This is a genomic window from Pseudoalteromonas sp. S8-8 (assembly GCF_000497875.1).
Taxonomy (GTDB): domain Bacteria; phylum Pseudomonadota; class Gammaproteobacteria; order Enterobacterales; family Alteromonadaceae; genus Pseudoalteromonas; species Pseudoalteromonas arctica.
Genome location: NZ_AUTR01000013.1, coordinates 24,792 through 51,747 on the forward strand (window position 1 = coordinate 24,792; position 26,956 = coordinate 51,747).

Genomic DNA, 26,956 nt, shown 5'->3' on the forward strand with positions numbered 1-26,956 from the left:
TTACAACATGATAATGATTTGCATTAGCTATTACAAATTTACTTACTTATCTTTACATAAAAACTTTAAAACAAAGGTGGTATGCAGGTAAAAAATGAATATTTAATGCTTAGGGGGGCTGGAGGGTCTTAAAATAAGGTAAATCATTACCGATACTTCTATTACTGCAACGAGATAAATAACCCAAATAGGGGCGGCTGAATACAGTAAAAATATAAATCCAATTAACATGCCAATGGCGGCGTAGCATTTGGCTTTAACAGGCACTACTTTATGAGCTTGCCACTGCTGCAGAGTTACACCGTAACGAGGGTGGTTTAACAGCCATTGTTCAAGCGCGGGTGATGAGCGAGTAAAGCAGGTGAGCGCTAAAATAAAAAATATAGTGGTAGGCATGACCGGTAACACAATGCCAATAATACCCAAGGCTACAAGTATTAAGCCAAGCGCTTTAAACCATAAGTTTTTATAACAAATAAACACTGCTTTTATATTCACTTAGGCTCTTTTTAGGCGTGTTATGGTATCTCTAATTGTAGGCTAAATAGCTATTAATTCGAAGCTTAAAATCAATAAAAAAGGGCAAACTAAGTTTGCCCTTTTAAAAAATAAATGCGGTTAACAGTTTAGAAGTAGTAACCAATATTTATGTTGAAGCGACGTTCTGTATCACCATCACCAATAATTGTTCCGCCAATAAATGGCTGGTTACGTGCTTGAATAAAGTCGAAGTAACTAAAGAAACCACCTGCAGCAACACTCATACCCGTTACGTTCATCCATGTATCTGCACTATCGTCAGACTTGTCATAAATAATGCCGTAATCGTTGTAAAATTGAATGTCGGTAACTGGACCCCAATCAAGCGAGTAATTATAAGCAACGTTAAAGTTAGTCATAGTTGCTTCGCTAGATACAGTGTCGTAATAAGCATACGCACCAACAACAAAGCGGTCGCTGCTGTCGTCTAGGTCGTAGTCGTATTCACCGTGTTGAAATTGGATATTCCAGTTGTTAATTGTGCTATCAACATGAAATGCCCATGCACCGTAGTTACCTGCACGATCGTTACCGTCATGTAAACCACCACTTAATAATGATACACCCACATCGGTAGTTATATTTTTGCTGTGCTCAATTTGGTATGTTGCACGCCCGGCAAACGTATTGTATTCGCCTATGCGAGAGCCTGGTGCATCGTATGTACCTTCCTCTGCTGAGCGACTACCAATAATGTCGTAAGAGTAACGATGGTTAATATCTGAAGAGCCACCGTCTATACCACCTAGCTCATCATTTTTGAAAAAGCCTAGGTCTAGTTTCCAGTTATCTTTAAGTTTACGTTTTACTACTACACCTAAATCAAAATCGTCTTCTAGACCTACGTAATAATTAGTACTGAAAAAGTAGCTGTGTGAGTTGTATGGGCCATTACCAAAAGGCACGGGTGCAATACCTGCTTGTCCTTCCCAGCCATCTGCAAACTCGTAACCTAAGTAAGCATACTTAACAACGGTCATGTAATCGTAAAAACGTACTTCACCGTTAAGTGAAATATCGTTAATTTCACCAGATACATTTATACGGAAAATATCAAAATCAAAATCGCCACCGCGATCTTGGGTATCTTCATCGTATGTGTTGGTGCTGTAATTAAAGCGTATTGCTCCCCCAACTTTAATGCCTTCATCTTTTTTCTCAGGTTCAGCTGCGGCAACTTCAACTACTTTTTGATCAGATTTTTTACTGATGTTTGCAACTTGTTGTTCGTGCTGCTTATTAATTTGCTGTTGTTTTGTTTTTTCATCAGCTAACTTATTTTCAAGCAATTGCATTTGTTGCTTTAGCTGTTTAAGTTGGCTTTGTAGTGTGTCTAGATCATCAGACGCATAAGAAGTGCTTGTAACACCACCTAGGACTAGTGCTAGTGTTAATTTTGAGAGTTTAGTCATAATAGCCGCTCTGCTTGTGATTAAAAAATAAAAAATTCAAGACGTCAAAAAACGCCTTACGTTTAGAGTAAGTACAAAACTATGTATTTTTTTTATTGTTTATTCTTTAGGAGCTTGAGTAAGTGCACCAACTTCTAGAAGGGGCGATGCATCTAATTTATCTGCATCCATCATCGCGGCTACACGCTGCATTGATGAGAGTAAAAGGCTCTGTTCCCACTCAGCAAGCGCAGAAAACTTTTCAATAAAGTGTTGTTGCAATGGCTGAGGTGCTTTATCAAGTAACTCTTTTCCTTTTTCGGTGAGGTATAAGCTCACTCTGCGTTTATCCATTTGACTGCGTACGCGTGTTACTAAATCTCTGCTTTCAATTCTGTCGAGAATATTGGTGACCGTTGCCGGGCTTAAATTTACGTTCTGAGCTATACGGCTCGCCGTTATTCCATCGGTTTTTTCAACTTCTTGCATTATAAGCAGTTGTGGCCCAGTTAAACCTGAAGTTTTATTTAGCTGCTTAGAATGTAAGTCAATCGCGCGGATCACTTTACGTAAAGAAACCAATAACTCGTCATATTTTTGCATTTGCTTATCTCATCGATGGGGCGGTAGTTTGCCGTAATCGCGAAATGTTACACATCAAATAAATTGAATTCAAACAATATATTGCACATTAGGCCGCTTTTATTGGTTTTTAATAGTTAGAGCAGTAACTAATGTAAAATTATATTGTTTAAATTATAGTAAATTTTCTTAGCATCTTGTGTGCATTAAGTTGCGCACAGTACGTATGTTGTGAATAATTGGCAAGTCTTATTGTATAGACTTTAGTATTATTCATTTACAGCTGTTAGTACAAAGTAATTGTTTGTGAGTTTACTGTATATGTATTAATCGGCAATGAACAAATTCAGCAATCAATATTTAATATCAATAGCGTATACTTTAAGCATGCATTATTGTTTCTGCACAAATATTAAAAATCTTTAGTATCAGTATTATAGGGGAAGGTATGAAATTATCGCCATCAGTTAGCATTGAGCAAAGCGAAACCGGTCTTGAGTTTATTAAAATAGCTAGCTCAAAGTGCGATGCAAAAATATTTTTGCAAGGTGGGCAAATTACCGAGTTTATCCCTAAAAATAACAAGCCACTTATATGGGTATCACAAGACGAAACCTATCAAGAAGGGGCAAGTATTCGAGGTGGTATTCCTATTTGTTGGCCGTGGTTTGGTACACACGCTAATGATGGGTGGCCTGCCCATGGTTTTGCGCGCACAAGCGTGTGGCAAGCTGATGAAGTACACGAATCTGATGAGAAAATTACAGTTAGTTTAAAGCTACCCATGAAGCTTGTTAATACAACGTATTGGCCATATCAGTCAGCATTAAAAGTTGAGTTTGTATTAAGCGATAAATTACAGGTTAGCTTAACGACCACTAACTTAGGGAGTGCGCCATTTAGCTTTACCCAAGCGCTGCATACCTATTTTCCTACATCAGACATTACAAATACCCATGTAAATGGTTTGCAAGGCGCCCAATATATTGAGTTTAGCGAAGGGCCATTTGTACAAAACGATGTTGTAAGCTTTAATCGCGAAACCGACATGGTTTATACACAAGCAAATACAATGCAAACTATTAATACGCCAGAAGGTGTTATTAATGTGAGCCGCGAAAACTCAAGTTCGTGTGTACTGTGGAATCCATGGATAGAAAAATCAAAACGCTTATCTAACTTTGCTGATGATGAATATAAAACAATGCTCTGCTTAGAGGCTGCTAATGTACTGACAGATAAAGTAACGCTTGAGCCAAAACAAAGCCACACCTTAATAACCACCATTAGTTGGTAAGCTAGTCATAATTAAAAGCAGGAATAGGGACAAATAGTGTTTAACAATCAACAAATAATGGATTTACCAAAGCATAGTGATATTAGCTTTAAGCCATTGGCTGATAAAGCCTTATTACATACACAGCTTAGCTCGCTTCTGTTTTATATACCGCTAATTGGAGCGCTTATTGCTGTTTGTTATTTTAATGAAGCCTTTGCTAATAATGCACAAACGTATTTGCTAATTGGTATGCCTATTTTGGTGGCCGTATCTATGCTGTACAACATGATAAGTGTGAGGTTACGAGGTTTTGCAGTGCGAAATCATGACATTGCTTTTAAAAAAGGCGTTATTTGGCAACAAGTGACGGTATTACCTTTAGCGCGTGTACAGCATATGGAAATACACCAAGGGCCAATAGAGCGAAAACTTAGCCTTGCGAGTATTAAATTATTTAGCGCTGGTGGTGTAAGTGCCGATTTACAAATTAGTGGGCTAACCCATGATGATTGTAAAAATATGCGCCAATTTGTACAAAACTACCGCCAAGACGACGCAACTACTCAGGCAGCTTTAGTCGATGAGTAATACAACTATCGAAGATAAAGCGAGCCCTATTTACTGGCAGAAAGTATCGCCCTGGGCACTTTTATACTTTGTTGTGCACTTTAGTGTGCGCTTTGTAAAAGATGGCCTTTTAAACTTACTACCTATGCTTGTCGTGTTTGTTACTCAAGTAGAAAATAAGTTGTTTTGGGCACAGGTTGCAGGTGGGATTGCGCTAATTTCGTTGCTTATTTACTCATTTTTATATTATTTAAATTTTAAGTTTTGTATTAGTAGCGACAACGAAATATTGCTTAACAAAGGTGTATTTAAAAAAGAGCGACTTACGCTTAAATTTGGTCGTGTGCAAAACGTTAATATTGCCGAGCCATTTTATTTTACCCCCGTAAACTTAGTTAATTGTATTTTTGATGCAGCTGGCAGTGTGTCACAAGAAGTGGTTTTACCTGGCGTCACTAAAGATTATGCACAGCAAATGCGTAAACAAATATTTGATTTTAAAGCACAGCAACAGCAAGAAATACAAAATACTGAACAAAGCAAAACAGACATTATCGAAAACAGCCTAAGCATTAGCAATAAAGAAATAGCTAAATTTGGTTTAATGTCGAATATGGCTATTTTAGCAATCGCTGCTTTGGCCCCTTTTATAAACCTGATTGTTGATTTTTTAGAGAAGCAAATTATTGCGAAAGTAGAAGGCTTTTACCAACAAGAGCTTGGTATGCTGGCAAGTGCTGCTACCTTTGCGATGATCACCTTAATTGTTTTGTTAGTTTTGGTGGCTGTAATGCTATCGGTGACTATGTCGCTTATTCGTTTTTATAACTTTGAGCTTTATTTTAAAGGTCAAAAGTTTAAACGTATTGCTGGCTTGTTAGAGCGCCATCAGCTTTCAATGAGCATGGATAAAGTGCAATCTATTGTTATTAAGCAAAACCTAATGGGGCGATTACTAAAGCGATTTACCGTTGAGTGCTTGCAAGCAAGTAGCGGGGGAATAGCAGCCGGTGTTGCGGCTAAAAAAAATAAACAAACCTTGGTATTACCCGTATTAAATAGCGAACAAGTTGATAGTGTATGCCAATGGATTTACCCGTGGTTTAATAGTAAAAAACTCGCTTTTAAGCGCGCAGAGCGAGCGCTTTTGTATAAAAATTTAGGCTTTTATTCATTGCTACCGAGTGCACTCGTGTTTGGCTTTTGTTTTATTGCTGATATTAATACTTTGATAAGCCTTGGTGTTTTGGTGGTGTTTTCTGGCTTGGTAACTTTATCGTATCAGCGTTATGGTTATTACATGCATGAGGATAATGGCCGATTTTACATGGTTGTACGCAAAGGTATGATTGGCGTTCATTACCGTGTTTTTGAGCTTTATAAAGCGCAAAGTGCACGCAGTATAAGTACGTACTTAATGAGAAAATCAGGCTTAAAAAGCCTGTATATACAACTTGCTTCAGGGTTTGCATTTATGCCCTACATAAAGCAGCAAGATGCTGACTTTATTATTGATTTTACAATTAAGCAGATTGAGTCAGATACTCGCAGCTGGATGTAAACTCCCCTGATAAAACATGTGTAAATACACATTTGCACATGCTTTATTACACTTTCTTACTGCCCATGAAAGACATTTAATAATACCCTAGATGGTATTAAGGAATTCTTTTAGGGACGCTCATGAAAAAAACACTTATCGCATCAGCTTTATTACTAGCAGCACCAAGCTTTGCAGCCGATTGGCAAACTATTCATACTGAACATTTTAATATTCACTACAGTGTTGAGCATGCTGATTTTGCTAAATCAACTGCAACAGAGCTTGAAATAGTACGCACCAAAGTGCTTGAGCAGCAAAACAGAGCACTTGATAAAACAGTTGATGTAGTGGTGTTTGATCCCCTAAATGCAGCAAACGGCTTTGCGCTACCTACCTCAAGTAACCCTGTAATGGCACTTTTTACAACCCCACCACAATCCGACACAGTTATATCAAACAGCTCTGGCTGGCAGCAGTTGCTTGTGTTGCATGAATATATTCACTTAGTGCACTTAGCACAGCCTACACGCAATCACTGGCAGCAGAAAGTACGTGGTATATGGGATTTATACGACTTAACCTACAGTGATACGCCGCGCTGGGTAGCCGAAGGTTATGCCACATTGATTGAGTCTAAAATGACGGGTCGTGGACGTTTGTTTGATAACTACTCAGAGTCAACACTGCGAGAATTTGCTCAACAGGGCGCACTGCCAACCTATGGGCAGTTAAATGGCGAGCAGGGCTTTATGGGCGGCTCAATGGCGTATTTAATGGGTAGTCGCTTTTTAAATTGGTTAGAGAAAAACTATTCAGAACAAACACTCGATAGTGTTTGGACGCGAATGCAAGGCGTAAAAACGCGGAATTTTGATGAGGCATTTAGCGGTGTGTTTGGGCAAAGTGCAGCCAAGTTATATCGCCGATTTATAGCTGAATATACCTATAAAGCAATGCAAATAGAGCAAGGGGAGTCGTTACTTAATAGTGAGCTTTGGCTTGAGCTTAACTTATATGCAAGTAACCCAGTACTTTCAAAAGATGGTAGTAAAATTGCGATTGTTGAGCGAGATAAAGAGAGTAATACCAAGCTTATAATTTATAGCACTGATGACAACATTAAAGCGCAAGAAGAGTTTACTAAAGCGCAAAAAGAGCTACTCGAAAACGATGCACAAGACATTCCCGATACAGCGCCAAGTGTATTTAAGCGCGAACAAAAACAAGTGCTTAATCAAATTAACCGAGCCGTTATTGCAAATCCTCAATGGGTAAATAGCACAACGTTGTATTTCAATGCGTACAGCAATGAAGAGTCGGGTATTTATAACAAAGTGTCTGACATATTTAGCTATAACACTGACACTGGAAATATTAAACAGCTTACCGAACTTGCTGGTATACGACGATTTAGCGTAACCAGTAACGGTGAAACCTTGTATGGCGAGCAAATAAGAGATGGCTACTCTGAATTAGTAAAGGTTGATCTCAATACTCAAACCATCACACCATTATTTACAAAAAGCCTTGAGACAACTTACGATTACCCAATTCTCAGTCCTGACGAAACTAAATTAGTTTATTTATCAACATCATTAAATGAAAACTGGCAATTGTATATACAAGGTGTAGGCGGCAATCAGCAGCAATTAGTACCTATGCCAAACGGGTATCAATATTTAAGTCAGCCGAGCTTTAGTCTTAATGGCGAGTCAATTTACTTTGTTGCAGGTTTAAATAGCGCCACCGATATTTATAACTACAACATAGAGAGTAAAACACTCACCAAGTTAACCCAAGGGCAAGAGGCAGTTGCCCACCCAATTGAAATGGCCGATGGCTCGTTACTCTATTTTTCGATAACTGCAGATGGGCCAAATGTAAAAACACTGCCAAAAGCTATAAAAAGCACTGTAGTTACTGAGTTTGCAGCTAACAAAAAAGCACCGCTGCTAATAGTAAACGAACATACACTTCCAAAAGCTAAAATATATAAGCACGAAACTACAGAGCAAACAAATTACAACGTACTCGACCAGCACGCTACCTTTGCACTAGGAACGCAGTATTATTCGGCTTCTACCAGTTTGTTAGATTTAAGCATTAAAAGTAGCGACTTATTAAAGCAGCTCGACTTACAGGCGGGGTATAGCACTGATTTACACGATGGAGCACTGCACGGTGGTTATGTGCAGGCAAAATATAATGCGCTTGATGTAAAACTGAAACTAGCATTGTTTGACTATAATTTAAATACATCGCGCCAGTATCAGCAAAGCCTAAATGCAGACATGGATGCCCGTGGTGGTTTTGCTGCAATAAATTACCCTGTTAAATTAGGGCAGCTAAGTTTAACGCCAGAGCTTGCCTACAATTACACTGATTATAAGCAAAGCCATAAAAATTGGACGCGTTTAGGCGTTGCTCAAAATTGGCAATATGATCGTCAAGACTTTGTGATAGGCCAGAGCCTTTATGCGAGTTGGTACGATGGCAGCACCAAAAATAATAATTGGCAAGGTTACGATTTAGCCGCCAAAATTTTTGGTAAAGCGTTTGGTATTTCTCTTTATGCAAACTTTGATCAAAAGCAGCGTGATGATGGCAGCCTTGCATTAGGTGGCTTTAGCTCAAATCTTATTAATCAGCAGCAAAATAGTGAATATGTACTTTCATCTGAGCTGCCTTTTTACAGCGCAACTGCAAAGCGCTATCAAGGCTACGGTGGCGGCTTTAGCTTTAAAGAAGGCATGCCGTGGCTTTATTATAAGCAACATCAACTCGACGGCACCGTATATGCACAAAGTTACGGTTTAAAATACCAAGGTGATTTTAGTTTTGGAATGGGGCCTGCAGGCGTAAATGATTTAACATTTAATATGGGTGTGTCGCGGGTTGAGGGCAGTAGCTTTGATGATGAAATGCGTGCTTGGCTGAGCTTTTATTATTCGTTATAAATATTAATTGGCTAAGTTACTTATCCATCTGCAAGGATAGTAACTTAGCTTGATATACATCGAGTTTTTGATTATCACGTTCTAGTTCAATTGCTTTCTCAAGTAAGGTTTGTGTTTGTTTAATATTACCTTGTTGATAGCGAACTTTTGCGAGTTCCAAGTATAGCTCAGCAATGTAAGGCGCTTTAGTAATAGCTTGCTCAAGGTGTGCTTTAGCCTGATGAGCGTGGCCAGCTTGTAAGTCGTTTTTAGCGATTACTAGTAATTCGTATGGGTCTTTTTCTTTATTAACTAATTGTGAAGTGAGCTCTTTAACAAGCTCTTTGTCGCCTAATTTTTTAGCTAAAAGCTGATAGTTGCTGATTAAATTAATGCTTATTTCATTATTACTAAGTGCTGTTTGATAGATGTTTTTAGCGCTTTGTAAATCACCAGCCCGACGATGCAAAATGCCCGCTATATTAAATAATTCAGGATCATTGGGAGTGTATTTGTTTGCTTGTAAAATAAGCGAGTAAGCAATATCCAGCTGTTTGTCTGCTAGCGCTGTTGCAGCTAAATTACTGTAAAACTTCGAAACTAAATCGTTATAATCTGCACTGCTTGAATAAAAACTGCGACGGGTAGGAAAGTAGTCGATTAAGGTGCCCGCTCTGAAAAATTCAACAATATTATCATCTTTTTTCTCTACTTTTGGGGCGTATACTCTTGTTCTAAAGTGGCTTGCTACATAAACAACATTATTTTCTTTTGCGTATACAGGCTGACTTGTTACTTCTTGAAAGCTCGTTTCTAGTCCGAGAGTTTGTGCATAGCTTTGTGTTAAAACAGCTAAGCTAATACAGTTGCCTTGCGAAAGTTTTAAGGCTTGGGCTGAAGTAAGTGTATCGCCGTGGTATTTAAAGTTAGCTAAGTTGCTTTCGAGGTAGTTGTAAATAATGCGGTCATGACGGATTTCAGACTGTTTTTGTTTTTCGGCATAGGCTAAAAATTTTTCTTTTTCAGCATTTGGCAGCTCGAAAATACTGTACTCAGAAGGAGTGTCGAGTTTATTAAACAAAGAATGGTTTAATAGTTGTTCAAGCTCTATTTGTTGTTCTACTTGCTGAACCTTGGTTGTGTTACATCCAACTAAATATAAAAAAGTAATACAGACTGCTATTTTATAAAACATCATAAACCCACTCCATTGTTAAATTTTACATTACAATGTGGTGGGTTTTTAATCAAGCACTTGCTGTACTGCGTTTACTTAAGCGGTTTTTTTGTGATTGTTTTTTACGTTTTCGGCGAGTAAACCATAAGTAAAAACCAGTACCTGCTAGCCACACTGGGCTTAAACCAATTACGCACCACAGTATTTTACTTATTAGCCCTGCAAAGTAGCCAAAATGAAGCTTTCTAAAACTATCAATTACCTGCCAGCCAACGCCTACTTCGCGAATATCCCAGTTAGCTATGTGCTCGCCTGTTAGCTTGTTATAGCTAACAGTATTGGCATACTCACTAGCAAGTGGGTTGGCGGTATCGACTTCGCCGAATAAGGTAATGTTTTCGTCAGGCTCGAGTGGCATAACTAAAAACGTGCCGTTAAAAGTGGGTATTTGTTTTTTACTGTCATTGAGTATGTGTTGAAATGAAATATCGCTACTGTGTAGGTTTTTGGTTAGTACAAAGTGCTCTTCCTCTGCGTGTTCAATAACTTCGTGATACCACACCGCCCAGTTAAAGTAGCCACCTGTGATAGCTAAAATAATAATGATGGGAGATCCTATAACCCCCGTCATTTTATGAATGTCGCTAAGTACAATTTGCAGTGTTGCACGCCAGCGCACACTAAATAGACGCTGCCAAAATTTACGATAAATAATAAGCCCAGTAATACCTAATACCAATAAAAACAGAGCAAAAAAGAAGCCTAGTACAGTGCCTGTTTGCCCTGGCAGGTTTTTAAAGTCGTTCAGTAAAAAAGTGTAATGTAGTTCTAAAAACCAATCGGTAAAATAATGGCTGGTACCAACAGGTTCAGACAAAATGTCACCCGTATACTGGTTTAAATGAAACTTATACCATTGCTCTGTGCCGCGTTTGACTAAGTAAACCCGATCAGCTGTATCATCGTTAAATATTTCCCAACTACCTACTACATATTCAGGGTAAGCATGCTCTGTTTTGGCAATTAACGTGTCGATTGGCATGCGCTCTGGCAGTGCATTTACAACAAAGTGGCTGCTTGGCATAAGTAAGCCATCTATTTCACTTTTAAAAACTAATACGCTCCCTGTAATACTAATAACAATCAATGGAATGATAGCTATTAGAGCGATCCAACTGTGAATTTTAAAAAGAGTTTTTCTCATAGGTAGTTTTATATACAGCAGCTAATGACTTGCGCATGATAACAACTATCATTTTTGTTTAGTAGTTTAGCGGTGAGGCTTTCTATTAAACCGGTAAACCGTGAACTTAATTCTACGGTTTTTGTATACCTAGCTTGCCAGTACCTAAAACAAGAATATCTTATTTAGTTGAGTTAAATTTACGCGGCTCTACAATGCCGCGCTCATAGTAAAAGCCTTTTAAAACAAATGTTTATTAAATGTTTTTATTTCTGCTTTTAATTAACATTTATGTAACGAGCGAGGTTGCTTTGGCGCATTATTTGCCTATATTGTCTTCATTTATTCTGGTTTTTAGTTTTTTACCATTACTAAACAAAATTCGAAAAAATCGTAGTGTCTCAGGTTTATCACTATTGATGATGACGTTTGGGTTAGCACAAAGCCTTTATTTTATAACCTACAATATTTATTTTGAGCGTTTTTATATTGCGTTACCATTTATTGTAACCGGTGCGTTAAGCGGGCTTATTTTATATTTTTTTGCACGTTATAACGCAGCTAAACGAGAACGTGTACAGCTGGTTACTATGCTAGGTTTTTCGTTACTGCCTTTTTCACTGCTTTTAAATTCAAGCCTTGATACTGCAACGGTATTAAGCGCTTTAACGTATGTTGGCCTTGTGATGAGTTCGGTACGTGTTATGCCGCAAACTTATAAAACATTGCGTACGGGTAATGTGAGTAATTTAAGCGCGCGCTACTTTAGCTTGCAGTTTATTGCTGGTATTTGCGGCTTAGTTGTTGAGCTTACAACAGCGGCTCCAAGCACGGCGCACTTACTTATGTTTATTATGCTGTTGCTTACCAATGCTGTGCAATTTGGTTGTATGCAATATTATAGAATGCGGCCTGTAATGGCTTAAAGCCAAAATAAAAGTGCTAATTTAGTTTAGGTATGGCAGTTTTAAGCTATTAATCATTACAAAGTTTAAACAATGCAATTAGCTATTCATCAAATTGATGCGTTTACGAATGAGTTATTTAAAGGTAACTATGCGGCAGTGATCCCACTAGAATCGTGGTTAAGTGACGATTTAATGCTAAAGATTGGCGCTGAGAATAACGTATCTGAAACTGCTTTTACTTGCCTGCAAGACGATGGCAGTTTTGCTATTCGTTGGTTTTCGCCGTTAATGGAAATCGATTTTTGTGGTCACGCCACACTTGCGGCTGCCTATGTTTTATGTGAAGAGCATAACATATCGCAAATTCGCTTTATTGCTGATGCGGTGGGCGAGCTAATCGTTAATAAAAACGCTGATGGTAGCTTTGCAATGACCTTTCCAAAACAAGCACCGGTTGAAGTGCAAAATGTGCCTCAGCAACTACTTGACGGCCTGTCTATACAACCGAGTAAAGTGCTTAAAAATCGCCAAGCCTATTTTGTTATTTATGAAAACGCCGATCAAATACTTGAATTAAAGACTAGCTCAGAGCTTTTAAAAACACTTTATCCACTTGATGTAGTGGCCACTGCTCCAAGTGCTGAATATGATTTTATATCTCGTTATTTTTGGCCTGCAAGCGGTGGCGACGAAGATTATGTAACAGGCTCTATTCATACTGGCTTAGCACCTTACTGGGCGCAGCAATTGGGTAAAACTACGTTAAGCGCTTATCAGGCTTCAAGCAGAGGCGGGCATTTACTATGTGAAGTGGGTGATACAACCGTCACCTTAACGGGGCATGCTGTAAGGTATTTAAAAGGCACTATTTATATTTGATCTGTGAATTAAGTTATAAAAAAGGCCACGTTAAACGTGGCCTTGGTTTACTCAATTAGCAGAGATATTTTACGCTTCTAGCGCTTTTGCAATTAAGCGATCAATATATTTTTTATGCGCTTTAGTCGCAGTATCTGCACCCCAAGCAACACTGGTATCGGCTATTTGAGTTAGCTGATATAACGCAGCTGTTTTAGCTAAGTTATCGTATTTACTTGCTTTGCCAAGACCTGCAATTGCGATTAGCTGATTAACATACTCAATTTGTAAGTTGTGACTAATAGAATTTGTGTCTTTGCTTTTCACAAAAATATTAGCGGTTAAATCTTGCATAAACTGAGTTAGGCTATATTCATTGCCGTACAAAGCAGTATCAGAAATACGCAGTAATACGGCTGGGTGTAATAGCTGCGCAAGTACAGATTTTTGCATACCTAAAATCATTTTGTGTGCTTTAGGGTCTTCATTTTTACCAAAGTGATTAAAGCCACGACGTTGCAGTTGCAAGTAGCTATATAGAGGTTGCATGTTTTGTAGTACGTCTGGTGCAAATACAAACTTTGCGAGTATATCCATCGCTTGTGTTTGACGCTCAAGAGATACCGGTGTAAATGGTTTATCTGCGTTTGCATCACCCACTACAGCACGCTCAACGTACACACCACCAATCTGGCGAGAAACAACACCCGCTTGAGCTCGGTACTGACCAAACAAGCTATTAGCAGAGGTAACAAGCTGTTGGTAAGACTCGCCTTTAACTGTTGCTTTATCTTTTAGCTCAGTAAATAGTTTATTAATTAGCGCCATACGATCTGCGCCATAGGCAGCAGGGTTTGACGACAAATCACCAATCATTACACGTGGATCGATATGGCGACCTGGTGCGCGCATATCGTCTGCATCGTTACCAAAGGCAAGGGCATGTTCACTTGAGCGAGCAAGTATTTTTTCAAGTCTAGCTTGCTCAGCAGCTTCATCTGCAAGTGCTACGCTGTAGCCGTAGTTAATTGCCCAATCATCGTAAGGACCTGGTTTTGTTTGAAAAATATCACCTTGCTGCATACCAATTGGGGCAATGTTAGCCGGTGCATAATCCATAACAGAACCGGTTACTATGCCTTGGGTTTTGTTTTTGTCGTGTACTTCTTTTTCATCCCACAAAATAGATGATTTCATATTGTGGTTAAGACCTAAAGTATGGCCAACTTCGTGAAGTACCAATTGCGTTAGACCTTGGCGAAGCATTTCTTTATCTTCAATTTTGTCGCCGCTAGCAAGACCTTTGGCAAGCATTAGATTTTGTTGAATCTCATGCCCTAGTGAGCAATTTAGCTCACCGGTATTTGTTGTTTCACCGTGGCTCATTGTTCCTTGAGTGAAAAGTGTGTCGTAAATCCAACGGTTTTTCATAAATACAAACTCAAGCATAATGTCTGAGCCCAGTATTTCGCCTGTTAATGGGTTAGCAAGTGCTGGACCGTATCCGCCAAATGGAGGCTTAGGTGACGAAGTCCAACGCAGTACGTTGTAATTAATATCGCCCGCATCCCAGTCTGCATCATCAGGTTGTACTTTTACCTCTAAGGCATTTTTAAAACCGGCTTTTTCAAAAGAAGTATTCCACGTTAAAACAGCGTCACGAATAGTATCGCGCCATTGGATAGGTGTGGTGTTTTCTATCCACCAAGTAATTGGTTTTACTGGCTCTGAAAGTGCTGCACTAGGATCTTTCTTTTGTAGATCCCAACGTTTTATAACATCTTCATAAGGTGCCCAATCGGTAGATGTCATTTGATCAAATTGATTTGTAAAATAACCAATGCGCGCATCGTCCATACGTGGTGCGTAGTTATTGCTAGGTAGAGCAACAAACGAGTGCTGAACTTTTACAGATACGCTACGTGGGTCGCTTACTGCATTTGAGCCACGTACCGTTGGGCTTGGGTTAGTAAATACGTAATCAACAACCACGTCTAAATTATTAGGGTATGGACGCTGTTTAATAATGCGTGATTTTTTATCGTCTAACTTGCCTACTTTAAAGCGCTTTTTAGCGTTTTTATCAGCTGGATTTGGCGTAGGTGATACTTTATGAAGTGCTTCGCTTAAAAATAACTTATTTACGTTGAATGCTATTTTACCGTCTTCTTCTTTTTCTATTTTAATGCTCGCAAGTACCGCTTCACTAATATTGGCATCACTCGCTTTTGAAATTGCACTGTTTTCGTCAAATTTATAGCGAGGTGTTTTGCTAATGATATCGATACGATCAAAGTATTTTCTAAATTCAATTAACTTAGTTTCACGGTACGAACCACGATAATGGCCTGCATCTGTAACGCCATCGACAGTGTGCGTAAAATATACAAACGGCGTATTAAGTTGGGACTCGTTAATCACCATAAGGTGCTTACCGGTTTTTTCATCTTGATAAAGGCTAAATATACCGGCAAATTCGGTTTGTCCTTTGATCATTTCGCTAAGTGTTTTTGGCTCTTTTTCGTCTTTTTTATCGGCTGCAAATGCATGGCTGCCAAACGCTAAGCTAAGCGCAAGGGTGATGGTCGTTAATTTCATTTTGAGACTTTTAATATTTGTTAATTTAATTGGACTGTACGTAAATTAATTTAATTTCGCACATCTTCGCGACGAAATTTAAGTGTACAACGCTAATTAACTGATATTAATAAACAAAAGTTTGTAACAAAATATAACGAATGAGGTGAGCTGCATGCAAAGTTATTTTTATAGCCCTAAATAGCAGTGGTTTATATGTATTTGCAACAGTTGCTTACAAATGTCACCTTAATGTTTCATATGGCTCTGGTATTATGACGTTAATAGAATTTTGGGGATAATAGGATATGCAAACAAATTCACTTAGATGGGTTTTTCCATTTGTAGCGCTAATTGTTGGTGTTGTTGGCTTTATGGGAATAAATGCCATTGCACAAGAGCCAGAAAAAAAAGAAGTAATTGATACTCGTCCAACAGTGCAAGTTGAGCCAGTGGCTGCAAACGATCATCAAGTTATTATTAATAGCTACGGTGAAGTAAAGCCTCTTGAAAGTACACAGCTTTCGGCGCAGGTGTCGGGTGAAGTGTTAAGTTGGCATCCTAATTTTGTAGCCGGCGGCATCGTTGCTCGCGGTGAAACGTTATTCACTATCGAAAAAGACAACTACGAAGCAGCAGTACTTGTTGCAGAGGCAGAAATTGCTCGTGCACAAGCAGGCTTAATTGAAGAGCAGGCCCAAGCTCAAGTAGCCGCAGATGAAGCAAAGCGTTTTCCAAGTAAAGCGCGTACCGACTTATTTTTACGTAAGCCTCAAGTGTTAAGTGCGCAGGCATCTGTAAAGTCGGCGCAAGCTGCATTAAAACGTGCACAACGTGACTTAGATAATTGTGAAGTAACAGCCCCTTACGATGCATTGGTTATTAGCCGAAATGTAGGTGTTGGTCAATTTGTCACTATGGGTTCGCAAGTTGCTGAGCTCAATAATATTGAAACTGCTGAAGTGATTATTCCTATAGCAGGGTTCGATAGCGTTTTTTTGCCAGAACGTATTAAAGGCATTACCGCAACGATTATTCAAAAAGGTCTAAACAGCTTCACGCGTGAAGGTGTAATTGACCGCGACCTAGGGATTGTTGATAACGCTACGCGTATGAGCAGTCTAGTAGTGCGTATAGAAGACCCATACGGTCTTAAGAATATACAACCAGCCATTAAGTTTGGCAGCTACGTACAGGTGAATTTTGCAGGTGCAATGCTTAATAATATTTACCGTTTACCGCAAGCTTTGGTTAACAACCAAACTGTGTGGGTAGTAAACGAAAACCAAGAGCTAGAGCCACGTAAAGTAACGGTTATTCGTGAAGAGGGTGAGTATTTTTATATTAGCAGTGGTTTAAATGCCGATGACAAACTCGTTATTACTTTACCTGAATACCCGCAAAAAGGAATGCAGGTTAAAATTGCAGGTGTAGCTGCAAAACCTGAAAGCTCAGAAACGAGCACTTCAAACACGCAACAGCTGTAGGGTGTAATAGTTATGAGCGAGTCAATACAACAAAAACAAACAGGGCTAATTGCCTACTTTGCTAATAATTCAGTAGCCGCTAATTTAATGATGTTTTTTATCATTATTATGGGGGCTATAAGTTACTTTACGATTCAGCGTCAAATGTTTCCTAATGTAGAGATTAACTACATTAATATTGAGGCTAATTACCCAGGTGCCTCTCCTCAGGAAATAGAAGAAAGTATTCTTATAAAAGTTGAAGAGTCACTTAAAGATATAACCGAAATTAAAAAAGGCGTGTATCGCGCATTTAGAAATGGCGGTACAGCAAGCCTGGAAATAAATACCGATGCAAAACTTACCGATGTGCTTGATAAAGTAAAGTTGCGTGTTGATGGCATTGCGACTTTTCCGGCGGGTATGGAACCGGTCACCATAAGTCAGGTTGAGTTTAGGCAAGACGTAATAGGTATGACGCTCGTTGCTGACTTACCACTTACAGAGCTTAAGCCTATAGCAAACCAAATAGAGGATGAGTTACTACAGTTATCTAACGTGTCGTTAGTGGTAAACGATGTTCCTCTTGATGAAATAGCAATTGAAATAGAGCCCGATACGCTGCGTCAATATAACCTAACCCTTAGTGATGTAATGAATGCAGTGCGTCGTTATTCAGCTAACTTTTCGGCGGGGCAGCTAAAAACAGACGCAGGTGTTATTTCTGTTCGCGTCGAGAATCAGTTTTACTCGGGTGAAGAGTTTAGGCAAATTCCGGTAAAAATTGGCGAGTATGGCGCTAAAGTTTTACTGCAAGATATTGCCGTGATTAAAGATCAATTTATCGAAGGTGAGCGCTACTTTAAGTTTAATGGCGAAAACGCGGTGTATTTATCGGTTAAAGCAACGCAAGAGCAAAACATGATTCCCGTTGCGGATTCGGTTAAAGCGTTTATTGATCAAAAAAATAAGCAACTACCGCCGGGTATTCGATTAGAGCCATTAATGGATATGACCTACTACCTAAATGCTCGCCTTGATATGATGAAAGCTAACCTGTTTCAAGGTGCAATTTTGGTGGCAATTATGTTGTCGTTATTCTTACGTTTTAAACTAGCGCTTTGGGTAATGATTGGCTTACCTGTTTGTTTTTTAGGGGCCATGATGATGATGCCACTATTTGGCATTAGCATTAATATTATTTCGTTATTCGCTTTTATAATGGTGCTCGGCATAGTGGTGGATGATGCCATAGTGATAGGGGAAGCTGCCTACACCGAAGTTGAAAAAAGCGGCGGTGGTGTAGAAAATGTTGTGCGTGGTGCTAACAGAGTTGCGACCCCTGCGACCTTTGGTGTGTTAACAACGATTGCTGTATTTGCACCATTCACAATGTCGAGCGGGCCAGAAAGTGCCTTCTTTTATGGTATAGCCGTTGTGGTAATGCTGTGTTTAGTATTTAGTTTGATTGAATCAAAGCTGATACTGCCAGCTCACATTGCTCATACGCACTTTTCGCCGATTAAAAAAGGTGGCTGGCGCGATCGCTTCAATACACGCTTTTTTGGTTTCGTAAATGGCCCATACAAACGTTTTATTGCTAAGTGTGTTGATTGGCGCTGGACTGTTTTGTTTGCTTTTATTGCAATGTTTATAATCAGTATTGCACTTATTACGTCTAATAAAGTACGTACAGTTCCAACTCCTAAAGTGCCGCACGACTTTCCACAAATTCAAGTAGAAATGAACGACAACGTTTCTGACTTACAAACCATTGCTGCTATTCGTGAAATAGAAGCTATGGTACTTAGAGTCGATGAAGAGACTGAACGTGAGTTTGGTCAAAAAATTATTCGTGATGTATTGGTATTTAATCAAGGCAGAACCGAGTCGCAGTTACTAGCTCCATTAGTTGACGAAGATTCACGTCCATACAATGCATTTGAACTTTCTCGCCGGTGGCGTGAGGCTATGCCGACTATTGCTGGTATTAAGTCGTTAACTATTCAAGACGATGTTGGTGGCGGCGGTGGTAATGGCGGCGGCGAGTTTGGCTATTTACTGTATGGCTCAGACATAGATACTTTAAATCAAGCGGGTCGTCGTTTTATTCAATTACTTCAACAGCAAAAAGGGTTGTTTGATATTAGCTCAACCATAGATCCTGCGAGCAAAGAAGTGCAAATGAGCCTTAAACCTGTTGCTTACGATTTAGGCTTAGATTTGGCAGGTATTGCAAATCAAGTGGGAGCCAGTTTTTATGGTGGCGAAGCGCAGCGCGTAATCCGAAACGGCGAAGAAGTACGCGTAATGGTACGTTACCCTAAGCTGACTCGTGAGGCATTTTCATCGCTTAAACACACCGTTGTTACCACCCCACAAGGGCGAGAAGTACTTCTTGGTGATGTAGTAGAGCTAACAGAAACGCCTGGTATTAGCTATATACGCCGCGAAGGTGGTTACCGTACCGTGTATGTTTATGGCAATATTGATGAAGAGCAAATTGAGCCAGGCGAAGTGGTTAAGCAAGTAAAAGAAAATCTACTACCACAGCTAATAGAAGAATTCCCAAGTGTTAAATCAGAGCTCGGTGGCGCAATAGAAGAGCAGCAAGCTCAAGCTAATGAGCAAATAATGTTTTTTATTGGCGGAATGATTTTAGTATACATACTGCTAGCTGTGCCGCTTAAAAGCTATTCACAACCGCTTATTGTAATGTCGGTTATTCCGTTTAGTTTAACCGGGGCTATTTGGGGTCATTACTGGTTTGATTTAGATATGAGCTTAATGTCGGGATTTGGCTTAATTGCCGCAGCAGGTGTTGTTATAAATGATTCACTTGTAATGACAGATTATGTAAACCAAGTTCGCCGCGAAGGTGTTAGCGTTAAAAATGCAGTAATAGAAGCCGGTTGTGCCCGCTTTAGAGCAATACTATTAACGTCTATAACAACCTTTGCTGGTGTATTGCCTATTATGTTTGAAACAAGCCTGCAGGCTAAGTTTGTAATACCTATGGCAGTAGCACTTGGCTTTGCTGTTATGTTTGCAACGTTAATAACGCTTATATTAGTACCGTGTTTATATATTATTTTGGGTGATATTGGTGCGTTATTTAAGCGCCCTTTTAAAAGCCGAGCTGCTAAGGTCTCGTAATAATACCAATTCGCAATAATACTTAATCATTTTACGGGGCTAAACGTGTCGCTACCTACGTTAAAAAATTCTCATTTACGACTGCATGGATGCAGAAGGTAGAGCAATGCAGGAGCAATTGCCGAGAACAACTAAATAGCGAATTTTTTGCCTAGCTATCTTTTCCAGCCTCAAAATAGATCACTTAATTAAGCGAATTGGTATAAATATAAAACATAAAAAAAGCACTGACCGTTATTAACGCTCAGTGCATTTTTATTATCTATTTATTGTTGTTAAACTGGCTACAACAATAATTAATCTTTAAATTGCTTATGGCAATCTTTACAGCCTTTAGCCCATGCGCCAAAAGCTTTACCAATTACGGCTTTATCGCCCGATTGAGCAGCTAACGCTAGCTTATCTGCATTTGCTGCAAAAGCATTCGCTTTTTCAACAAAGGTTGCATTTTCGGCCCAAACAGCAGCAAGTGCAGCTGTGTCGCCCTTATCTGTTCCTTCGTAAAAAGCTTCCCATGGCATTTTTGAAAGTGCAGCAGCGTTGTTAGCACGCATTTTAAATTGCTCTGCGTCAAAAGGTACTTTACCTTTTAGCATTGCGCCCATGTCACCAATTTGCACTGAAATCATTGAAAACGCAGCTTGGCGGTATTCAATCGCGTCACTTGGTTCTTTAAATGCAGAATTTGCCGATACGCTAAATGCACACGTTGCCAGTGCTATTGTTGCTAATACTTTTTTTAATTTCATGTTTGCCCCTTTAAAGTAATTGTTAATCCTGTTCTATATTAGCTTCTTTGAATGTTCAAGTTAATATATGTGCTTAATAATTGTTTCTTTAACTAAGCATACAACGATTACCCTATCGTTACATCTATTGTCTTTATTGTTAATGACTGTAAACACCTCGTTGTTATTTTGATTCCTGTTGTGTAACTTCCCCCCCATCATAAAAATAACTAACAAAGAGAGTTTATGAAAAATAATATTTTTAAAATGTCAGCATTGTCTGCTGCAATAGTGGTATCACTTTCTGGTTGTGGAAGTAGTGATGACGATAATAAAAGTAGCGTACCATTAGTTACTGACGTAGCTCCTAAAGCGAGCGATGTAGTTGTTGTAGACTTAAAACAATGGATCCCTGTTACTGCAGAATTTAAAGCCAGCGATAACGATGGCGATGCACTTACATTTAGCTTCACTGAAAACGGTGAAGAAGTGATTGCAGAAGATGGCGTATTCACATTTAGTCACGGTACTCTAACTGTAGAGGGAACATCATTTACTTATGTTCCAATGACGGATGATGATGCAGTTATTGATTACACTGTAAACGCAAATGGTAAAACGGCTTCTGCGCAAATAAACATTTCAGGAGTTGTTGGTGACCCATTAGCAAATCAACAATGGCACCTAAATAATATAGGCCAAAAAGCATACTCATTAAGCGATGAAATGAAGCAGGGCTTAGTTAATTTATATGTAAATCTATTTGGCGATACAGAAGAAGAAGCGCAAGCAAGTGTTGATGCTAGTTTTGCTAATGCAGAAGCTACAGGTTTGGTTGCTGGTGAAGATATGAATGTAACAGCCGCTTATGCTCAAGGCGTTACAGGAGCTGGTGTAACTGCTGTTGTTGTTGACTCGGGCATGGAAATTCGCCACGAAGATTTAGTAGATAACGTATTACCAAATCGTTCTTTAAACCTTAACGCTGAAGCGCTAGATCGTACAGACCCTACAAGTACATCAAACAGTGGTGACCACGGAACAAGTGTTGCCGGCTTAATTGCAGCAAAAGGTTGGAATGGCAAAGGCGGCCGTGGTGTTGCACCTGATGCAGGCTTAATCGGTATGAACTACCTTGGTGGAGATAAAGTAGCACAAACTGATTTACTTGCTCATGGCTTCCCTGGTAGTGGTATTAGTACGTCTGAAAATATTTCAGCCTTTAACCGTAGTTACGGTATTACGTTCCCTACGTTTATCGGTTATTCAGAGCTAGATGAGGCAATTGAGTCTTACCCTAACCTTAACCTTCGTGACGGTAAAGGTGCGCTAAATATGAAATCTAGCGGTAACTCATTTGAAGACGGTGGCGATGAAGGTTCTTTATGTGCTGACAATGGTGCAAATGACTTAGGTTTAACTTGTTATAATGGCGCTTTTGAGCCAAGCCAAGGCCACCCTTATTATTTAAGTGTTGCTGCAGTAAATGCTAATGGTAAACATACTAGCTATTCTACAGCGGGTTCTAACGTAATGGTGTCGGCTCCAGCGGGTGAGTATGGTCGTTTTGCACCTGCAATGGTAACAACAGATCAAATGACTTGTATTAATGGTTATTCAGGTTTCAATGGTGGTTCTATTGCAGCATGGGCTGCTGCTTATGGTGAAGAGTTTGCTGCAAGTCAATATCCATTTAACTACCCAGGCCATGCAGACAATGCAAGCTGTAACTATACTTCAACGTTTAATGGTACATCATCTGCTGCGCCAAATGCATCGGGTGTGGTATCGTTAATTCTTTCGGCTAATCCAGATTTAACATGGCGTGACGTTCGTCATATCCTTGCATCAACTAGCACTTTAATTGATGCAGATAATGCTGCTGTTAAATTAACAGTTGGTGAAGGCGAATTTGTTGCTCACGACGGTTGGATTGAAAACTCTGCCGGTTATAACTTCAATAACTTATATGGTTTTGGTCGTGCTGATGCTGGAGCTGCGGTTTCTATGGCAAAGGCTTACGATGTTGCTTTAGGTGAACAAGTTATTACTCAGTGGAGCGGTGTTGGTTCAGTAATTGCTGAAGACGCACTTGCACTAGAAATTCCAGATAACAATGCAACGGGTCTTACACAAGAAATTGAAGTGACTGAAGAGCTAAGCATTGAAGCAATGCAGTTTAAGTTTGATGTAAGTAATGCTGAAATGGGCTTTGGCTTAAGCGATGGTACACAAACTTCAGCCGGAACAGATTTAGCCATAGAAGTTACATCGCCAGCGGGTACAAGAAGTGTATTACTGTCATCTAAGCAAGCTTTATTCTACCCAGCATATAGTTTCACTAGCAGTTGGAGTGTTGGCTATATACTAAAAGATGCAGTAATGCTTTCAAATGCGTTTTATGGTGAGTCGACTAAAGGCACTTGGACAGTTCGTTTACTAGATACGAGCGCAGATAGCTATGCACTTAGTAAAGGTGATGACAATGGTTTAGGTGTAGTAGGTATTAGCAATAATAGTTCAGCAAGTGTTTTAGAGGGTGTGTCTTTACGCGCATTCGGTCACGCAGGTCAAGAGTAAGGATTATGAAAATGAAAGTTAATAAATTAATCGTATTAAGTGCTGCTGCGTGTATTTCTTTAAGCGCTACGGCAAACACAAGCTTTGATAAAGAGCTCCAACTACCAAAGAAGCAAGCATCTAGCTTAAAGTATACTAAAGCTGATTTTGGTTCTTATAAAGTAGAGAAAAATTTACGCTTAGTGCCATCAAGTGTTGCTGCCGATGAGCATGTAGTTATGCATAAAGGCGACATGGCGGTTGTTAATGTTGCAAGTACATCTGATGTAGTAACTAAAGGGTCATTAGTTCGTAATATTCTTACTAATAACTTAAGTTCTTTATCAGGTAATATTACGGTACTTTTAAAAGATGGTATTACTGCTAGCGACATTGCTGCAGCGGCTGGATTAAAAGTGGTGTCTGTATTTCCTGGTACTAAGATTGCCGTTTTAGCAGTGAATGATGGACAAGATATTTTAGTTGCAGCAGAGCAGTTAAATGCTTCAGGTTATGCTAAAGAAGCTAGAATTGAAGTGCTAGAGACGATTTATACTGCACAATAAGTTATTTTATTAAATAAGCTTATTTAATAAAAACCCCGAGCAACATTAGTTGCTCGGGGTTTTTTTATAAAAAATTAATCGTTTATATCAATATCTGCAAATATCATCCCGCGACGCATGCTGCGCGTTGCTAAAAATACTTCGCCTAATAACGACATAAATGCACATATAAGTAATGCCATTGCTGCTACAAAACAACAAGCAATGGTCACGCTTAAGTTAATTGATTGAATGTGCGACAAGAATAAAAACATAACCACAGCACATACAAGTAAGGCACTTAATACACTTAAACTAAAAGCAATATGTATACATCGAGATCTTTTTAATAAAGCGCGGAGTTCTGTTGCTAGCGACTTATTAAAATCATCATCTGTATTTACTTTTAATCTTCTCTCCAATAAGCGCGCTCTGTCGGTAATTCGTGCTAAGCGATTAGATAAAACACCTAAAGTTGCTGCTATACCTGTGATTAAAAATACGGGAGCAACGGCCGTTTGAATTACTTTTGCCATAGTTAAAATGTTAATTACTTCGCTATTCATTACTACCCTTAATCAGTTGAGCCTAAAAGTGATTTATATATCTACAGAGTACCTGATGTAGGCTTATTAAGAAAAGAGGAATTACGTTGATTTACTTTACATAGCTTCACAAACTAAATCACAACACAGGTTATTTTTAGGTATATTTAATTACTTAATAAAAAATAAAAATACAACAAGGACTTTGACTGATGAAACGTACCCCATTCGCACTCGCAGCACTATCACTCGCTATTTTAAGTGGCTGTAATCAAGCCCCTGAAGAAACCAAAAAAAGTAATACACAAGTTAAAACGGTTCAAGTAGTCCAAGCTGTTGCCCCGGTTGCTAAAAAAGTGCCACATGAAATGACTATTCATGGTGACACACGTATAGATGATTACTATTGGCTGCGTGATGATGAACGTAAAGCACCAGAGGTAATTAACTATTTAGAAGCTGAAAATACATACACTGATGCAATGCTCGCACATACTAAAACGCTGCAAAGTGAGTTGTTTGAAGAGCTAAAAGGGCGTATTCAAAAAGACGATGATTCAGTCCCAGTTAAAAACGGTGATTATTTTTACTCAACACAAACACGTGGCGATAACGAGTACACTACTTACTTACGCAGCAGCGATTTTGCAGGTACCGATCAGCAAGTTATTTTAGATGTAAATGAGCTTGCTAAAGGCCATGATTATTATGCAGTAAGTGGTTTAGATGTAAGCCCTAATGGCAATTTAATGGCTTATGGCGAAGATACTGTTAGCCGTCGTATTTATAGCGTAAAAATAAAAGATTTAACTACCGGTAAATTACTCGAAGACACACTTGAAGGCACCAACGGTGGCATTGTGTGGGCAAACGATAATAAAACGGTTTACTACATTAAAAAAGATTTACAAACTCTACTAGGTTACCAAGTGTATCGTCATACATTAGGTACATCGCAAGCTGATGATGAGCTAATTTACGAAGAAACTGATACCAGTTACTACATGGGTATGAGTAAAAGCAAAGATGAGTCAGAGATTTATATTTGGCACAGTAGCACGGCTGCATCAGGCGTATCGGTATTAAGTGCTGATGATACTAAGGCAATGCCTAAACGCTTAATTGAGCGCGAAGCAGGGCTTGAATATGATATTTCGAAGCTAGGGAATACTTACTACATTGTAACTAACTTAGATGCTGTAAATTTTCAGCTGATGAAAGTTGATATTGATAAAGCAGGCGACAAGGCTAATTGGCAAAGTGTGATCCCTGCGCGCGATGATATTAAACTCGAAGGCATTGATTTATTTAATAACTACTTAGTTTACCAAAAACGTGAAATGGGCCAATCAAAGTTGATTGCGCGTAATTTAAAAACAGGTAAAGAGTTACCACTGAGCTTTAACGATAGCGCTTATACAATTGGTACTTATGGCAATAACGATATAGATAGCAGCACGTTACGTGTTTACTACACAAGCATGACCACTCCAAGCTCATCGTACGATGTAGATTTAGCGACTGGCGATAAAACGCTTCTTAAGCAACAGGTTGTGTTAGGTGATTTTGATGCTGACAATTACGCGTCAGAGCGTATTTTTGTAACAGCACGTGATGGCATAAAAGTACCGGTAAGCTTAGTTTACCGTAAAGATGCGTTTAAAAAAGATGGCACTAACCCGCTACTGCAATATGGTTACGGTTCTTATGGCGCTACCATGGATCCAACGTTCTCAAGCTCACGTTTGAGCTTGTTAGACCGTGGCTTTGTATTTGCAATTGCCCATGTACGTGGATCGCAAATGCTAGGTCGTCCTTGGTACGAAGACGGCAAGCTACTAACTAAAAAGAATACATTTAACGACTTTGTTGACGTAACTAAAGCACTGGTTTCTCAAAAGTATGGCGCAAAAGATGAAATATTTGCGTTAGGTGGCAGTGCTGGTGGCTTATTAATGGGCGCAGTAGCAAACCAAGCGCCTGAGCTTTATAAAGGCATGGTTGCTGCGGTACCGTTTGTAGATGTAGTGACAACGATGCTTGATGCGAGTATTCCGCTTACAACAAATGAATACGGCGAATGGGGTAATCCGAACGAAAAAGCGTATTACGATTACATGCTGTCTTACTCGCCATACGACCAAGTATCTAAGCAAGCATATCCTAATATGTTAGTAACGACTGGCTTGCACGATTCACAAGTTCAATACTTTGAGCCTGCAAAATGGGTTGCTAAGCTGCGTGACTATAAAACTGATGACAATAAGTTATTGTTTAAAATAGATATGGAAGCAGGGCACGGTGGTGCATCGGGTCGCTTTAAACGCTTAGAAGATACCGCGCTAAACTATGCATTTATGCTTGATTTAGCGGGTATTAAAAAGTAATTAATATTTAAATAGATTTAACTCAATAA

19 protein-coding genes are annotated in these 26,956 nt (G+C 39.2%); 11 read left to right on the forward strand and 8 right to left on the reverse strand.

Annotated features, from left to right (window positions below):
- Window positions 1-102: 102 nt before the first annotated feature.
- From L659_RS0103460 to L659_RS0103470, 3 genes are all read right to left on the reverse strand, one after another.
- Window positions 103-498, reverse strand: a complete 396-nt coding sequence (locus L659_RS0103460; RefSeq protein ID WP_007580453.1) for a YbaN family protein — start codon at window positions 496-498, stop codon at window positions 103-105.
- Window positions 499-626: 128 nt separating this feature from the next.
- Complete coding sequence (locus tag L659_RS0103465) at window positions 627-1,952, reverse strand: hypothetical protein (protein ID WP_024589613.1); 1,326 nt, start codon at window positions 1,950-1,952, stop codon at window positions 627-629.
- Between the two features lie 99 nt (window positions 1,953-2,051).
- Complete coding sequence (locus L659_RS0103470; protein ID WP_024589614.1) at window positions 2,052-2,534, reverse strand: MarR family winged helix-turn-helix transcriptional regulator; 483 nt, start codon at window positions 2,532-2,534, stop codon at window positions 2,052-2,054.
- A 427-nt stretch (window positions 2,535-2,961) separates the two neighbouring features.
- Between L659_RS0103470 and L659_RS0103475 the strand changes: the two genes are divergently transcribed.
- The 4 genes from L659_RS0103475 (at window position 2,962) to L659_RS0103490 (ending at window position 8,859) form a co-directional block, all read left to right on the forward strand.
- Window positions 2,962-3,810 carry a D-hexose-6-phosphate mutarotase gene (locus L659_RS0103475; RefSeq protein ID WP_024589615.1) on the forward strand — a complete coding sequence of 283 codons (849 nt, stop codon included), beginning with the start codon at window positions 2,962-2,964 and terminating at the stop codon, window positions 3,808-3,810.
- A 36-nt stretch (window positions 3,811-3,846) separates the two neighbouring features.
- A complete protein-coding gene (locus L659_RS0103480) occupies window positions 3,847-4,380 on the forward strand; it encodes a PH domain-containing protein (protein WP_024589616.1) in 534 nt (177 codons plus the stop codon).
- Window positions 4,373-5,920, forward strand: coding sequence for a PH domain-containing protein (locus tag L659_RS0103485; RefSeq protein WP_024589617.1), 1,548 nt, complete (start codon window positions 4,373-4,375; stop codon window positions 5,918-5,920). The genes L659_RS0103480 and L659_RS0103485 overlap by 8 nt, the downstream gene beginning before the upstream one ends.
- 122 nt (window positions 5,921-6,042) lie before the next feature.
- A complete protein-coding gene (locus tag L659_RS0103490) occupies window positions 6,043-8,859 on the forward strand; it encodes a TolB family protein (RefSeq protein ID WP_024589618.1) in 2,817 nt (938 codons plus the stop codon).
- Window positions 8,860-8,875: 16 nt separating this feature from the next.
- Here the strand turns inward: L659_RS0103490 and L659_RS0103495 are convergent, their stop codons facing one another.
- Together L659_RS0103495 and L659_RS0103500 are read right to left on the reverse strand one after the other, a co-directional pair.
- Window positions 8,876-10,036, reverse strand: a complete 1,161-nt coding sequence (locus tag L659_RS0103495) for a tetratricopeptide repeat protein (protein ID WP_024589619.1) — start codon at window positions 10,034-10,036, stop codon at window positions 8,876-8,878.
- A gap of 49 nt (window positions 10,037-10,085) precedes the next feature.
- Window positions 10,086-11,219 carry a PepSY-associated TM helix domain-containing protein gene (locus L659_RS0103500; protein ID WP_024589620.1) on the reverse strand — a complete coding sequence of 378 codons (1,134 nt, stop codon included), beginning with the start codon at window positions 11,217-11,219 and terminating at the stop codon, window positions 10,086-10,088.
- Between the two features lie 290 nt (window positions 11,220-11,509).
- Here L659_RS0103500 and L659_RS0103505 point away from each other — a divergent pair, with 290 nt between their 5' ends.
- Together L659_RS0103505 and L659_RS0103510 are read left to right on the forward strand one after the other, a co-directional pair.
- Entirely contained in the window at window positions 11,510-12,124 is a 615-nt protein-coding gene (locus L659_RS0103505; RefSeq protein ID WP_024589621.1) for a PQ-loop repeat-containing protein, read from the forward strand.
- Window positions 12,125-12,196: 72 nt separating this feature from the next.
- A complete protein-coding gene (locus L659_RS0103510; protein ID WP_024589622.1) occupies window positions 12,197-12,985 on the forward strand; it encodes a PhzF family phenazine biosynthesis protein in 789 nt (262 codons plus the stop codon).
- Window positions 12,986-13,054: 69 nt separating this feature from the next.
- Here L659_RS0103510 and L659_RS0103515 read toward each other — a convergent pair whose 3' ends face one another.
- Window positions 13,055-15,562 carry a zinc-dependent metalloprotease gene (locus tag L659_RS0103515; protein WP_024589623.1) on the reverse strand — a complete coding sequence of 836 codons (2,508 nt, stop codon included), beginning with the start codon at window positions 15,560-15,562 and terminating at the stop codon, window positions 13,055-13,057.
- 287 nt (window positions 15,563-15,849) lie between these two features.
- On the opposite strand from L659_RS0103515, the gene L659_RS0103520 reads away from it, so the two are divergent.
- Window positions 15,850-17,028, forward strand: coding sequence for an efflux RND transporter periplasmic adaptor subunit (locus L659_RS0103520; RefSeq protein ID WP_007580481.1), 1,179 nt, complete (start codon window positions 15,850-15,852; stop codon window positions 17,026-17,028).
- 12 nt (window positions 17,029-17,040) lie between these two features.
- On the forward strand, window positions 17,041-20,163 hold the full coding sequence (locus L659_RS0103525) for an efflux RND transporter permease subunit (RefSeq protein ID WP_024589624.1): 3,123 nt from the start codon (window positions 17,041-17,043) through the stop codon (window positions 20,161-20,163).
- 296 nt (window positions 20,164-20,459) lie between these two features.
- Here L659_RS0103525 and L659_RS0103530 read toward each other — a convergent pair whose 3' ends face one another.
- Complete coding sequence (locus L659_RS0103530; protein WP_007580483.1) at window positions 20,460-20,912, reverse strand: c-type cytochrome; 453 nt, start codon at window positions 20,910-20,912, stop codon at window positions 20,460-20,462.
- A 225-nt stretch (window positions 20,913-21,137) separates the two neighbouring features.
- Here L659_RS0103530 and L659_RS0103535 point away from each other — a divergent pair, with 225 nt between their 5' ends.
- A complete protein-coding gene (locus tag L659_RS0103535) occupies window positions 21,138-23,471 on the forward strand; it encodes a S8 family serine peptidase (RefSeq protein ID WP_024589625.1) in 2,334 nt (777 codons plus the stop codon).
- Between the two features lie 11 nt (window positions 23,472-23,482).
- Window positions 23,483-24,016 (forward strand): S8 family serine peptidase, encoded by a 534-nt coding sequence (locus L659_RS0103540; protein ID WP_024589626.1) that lies wholly within the window; start codon window positions 23,483-23,485, stop codon window positions 24,014-24,016.
- Window positions 24,017-24,090: 74 nt separating this feature from the next.
- Here L659_RS0103540 and L659_RS0103545 read toward each other — a convergent pair whose 3' ends face one another.
- Window positions 24,091-24,561, reverse strand: coding sequence for a DUF2721 domain-containing protein (locus L659_RS0103545; RefSeq protein ID WP_024589627.1), 471 nt, complete (start codon window positions 24,559-24,561; stop codon window positions 24,091-24,093).
- Between the two features lie 191 nt (window positions 24,562-24,752).
- Here L659_RS0103545 and L659_RS0103550 point away from each other — a divergent pair, with 191 nt between their 5' ends.
- Window positions 24,753-26,927 (forward strand): S9 family peptidase, encoded by a 2,175-nt coding sequence (locus tag L659_RS0103550; protein ID WP_024589628.1) that lies wholly within the window; start codon window positions 24,753-24,755, stop codon window positions 26,925-26,927.
- Window positions 26,928-26,956 lie beyond the last annotated feature (29 nt).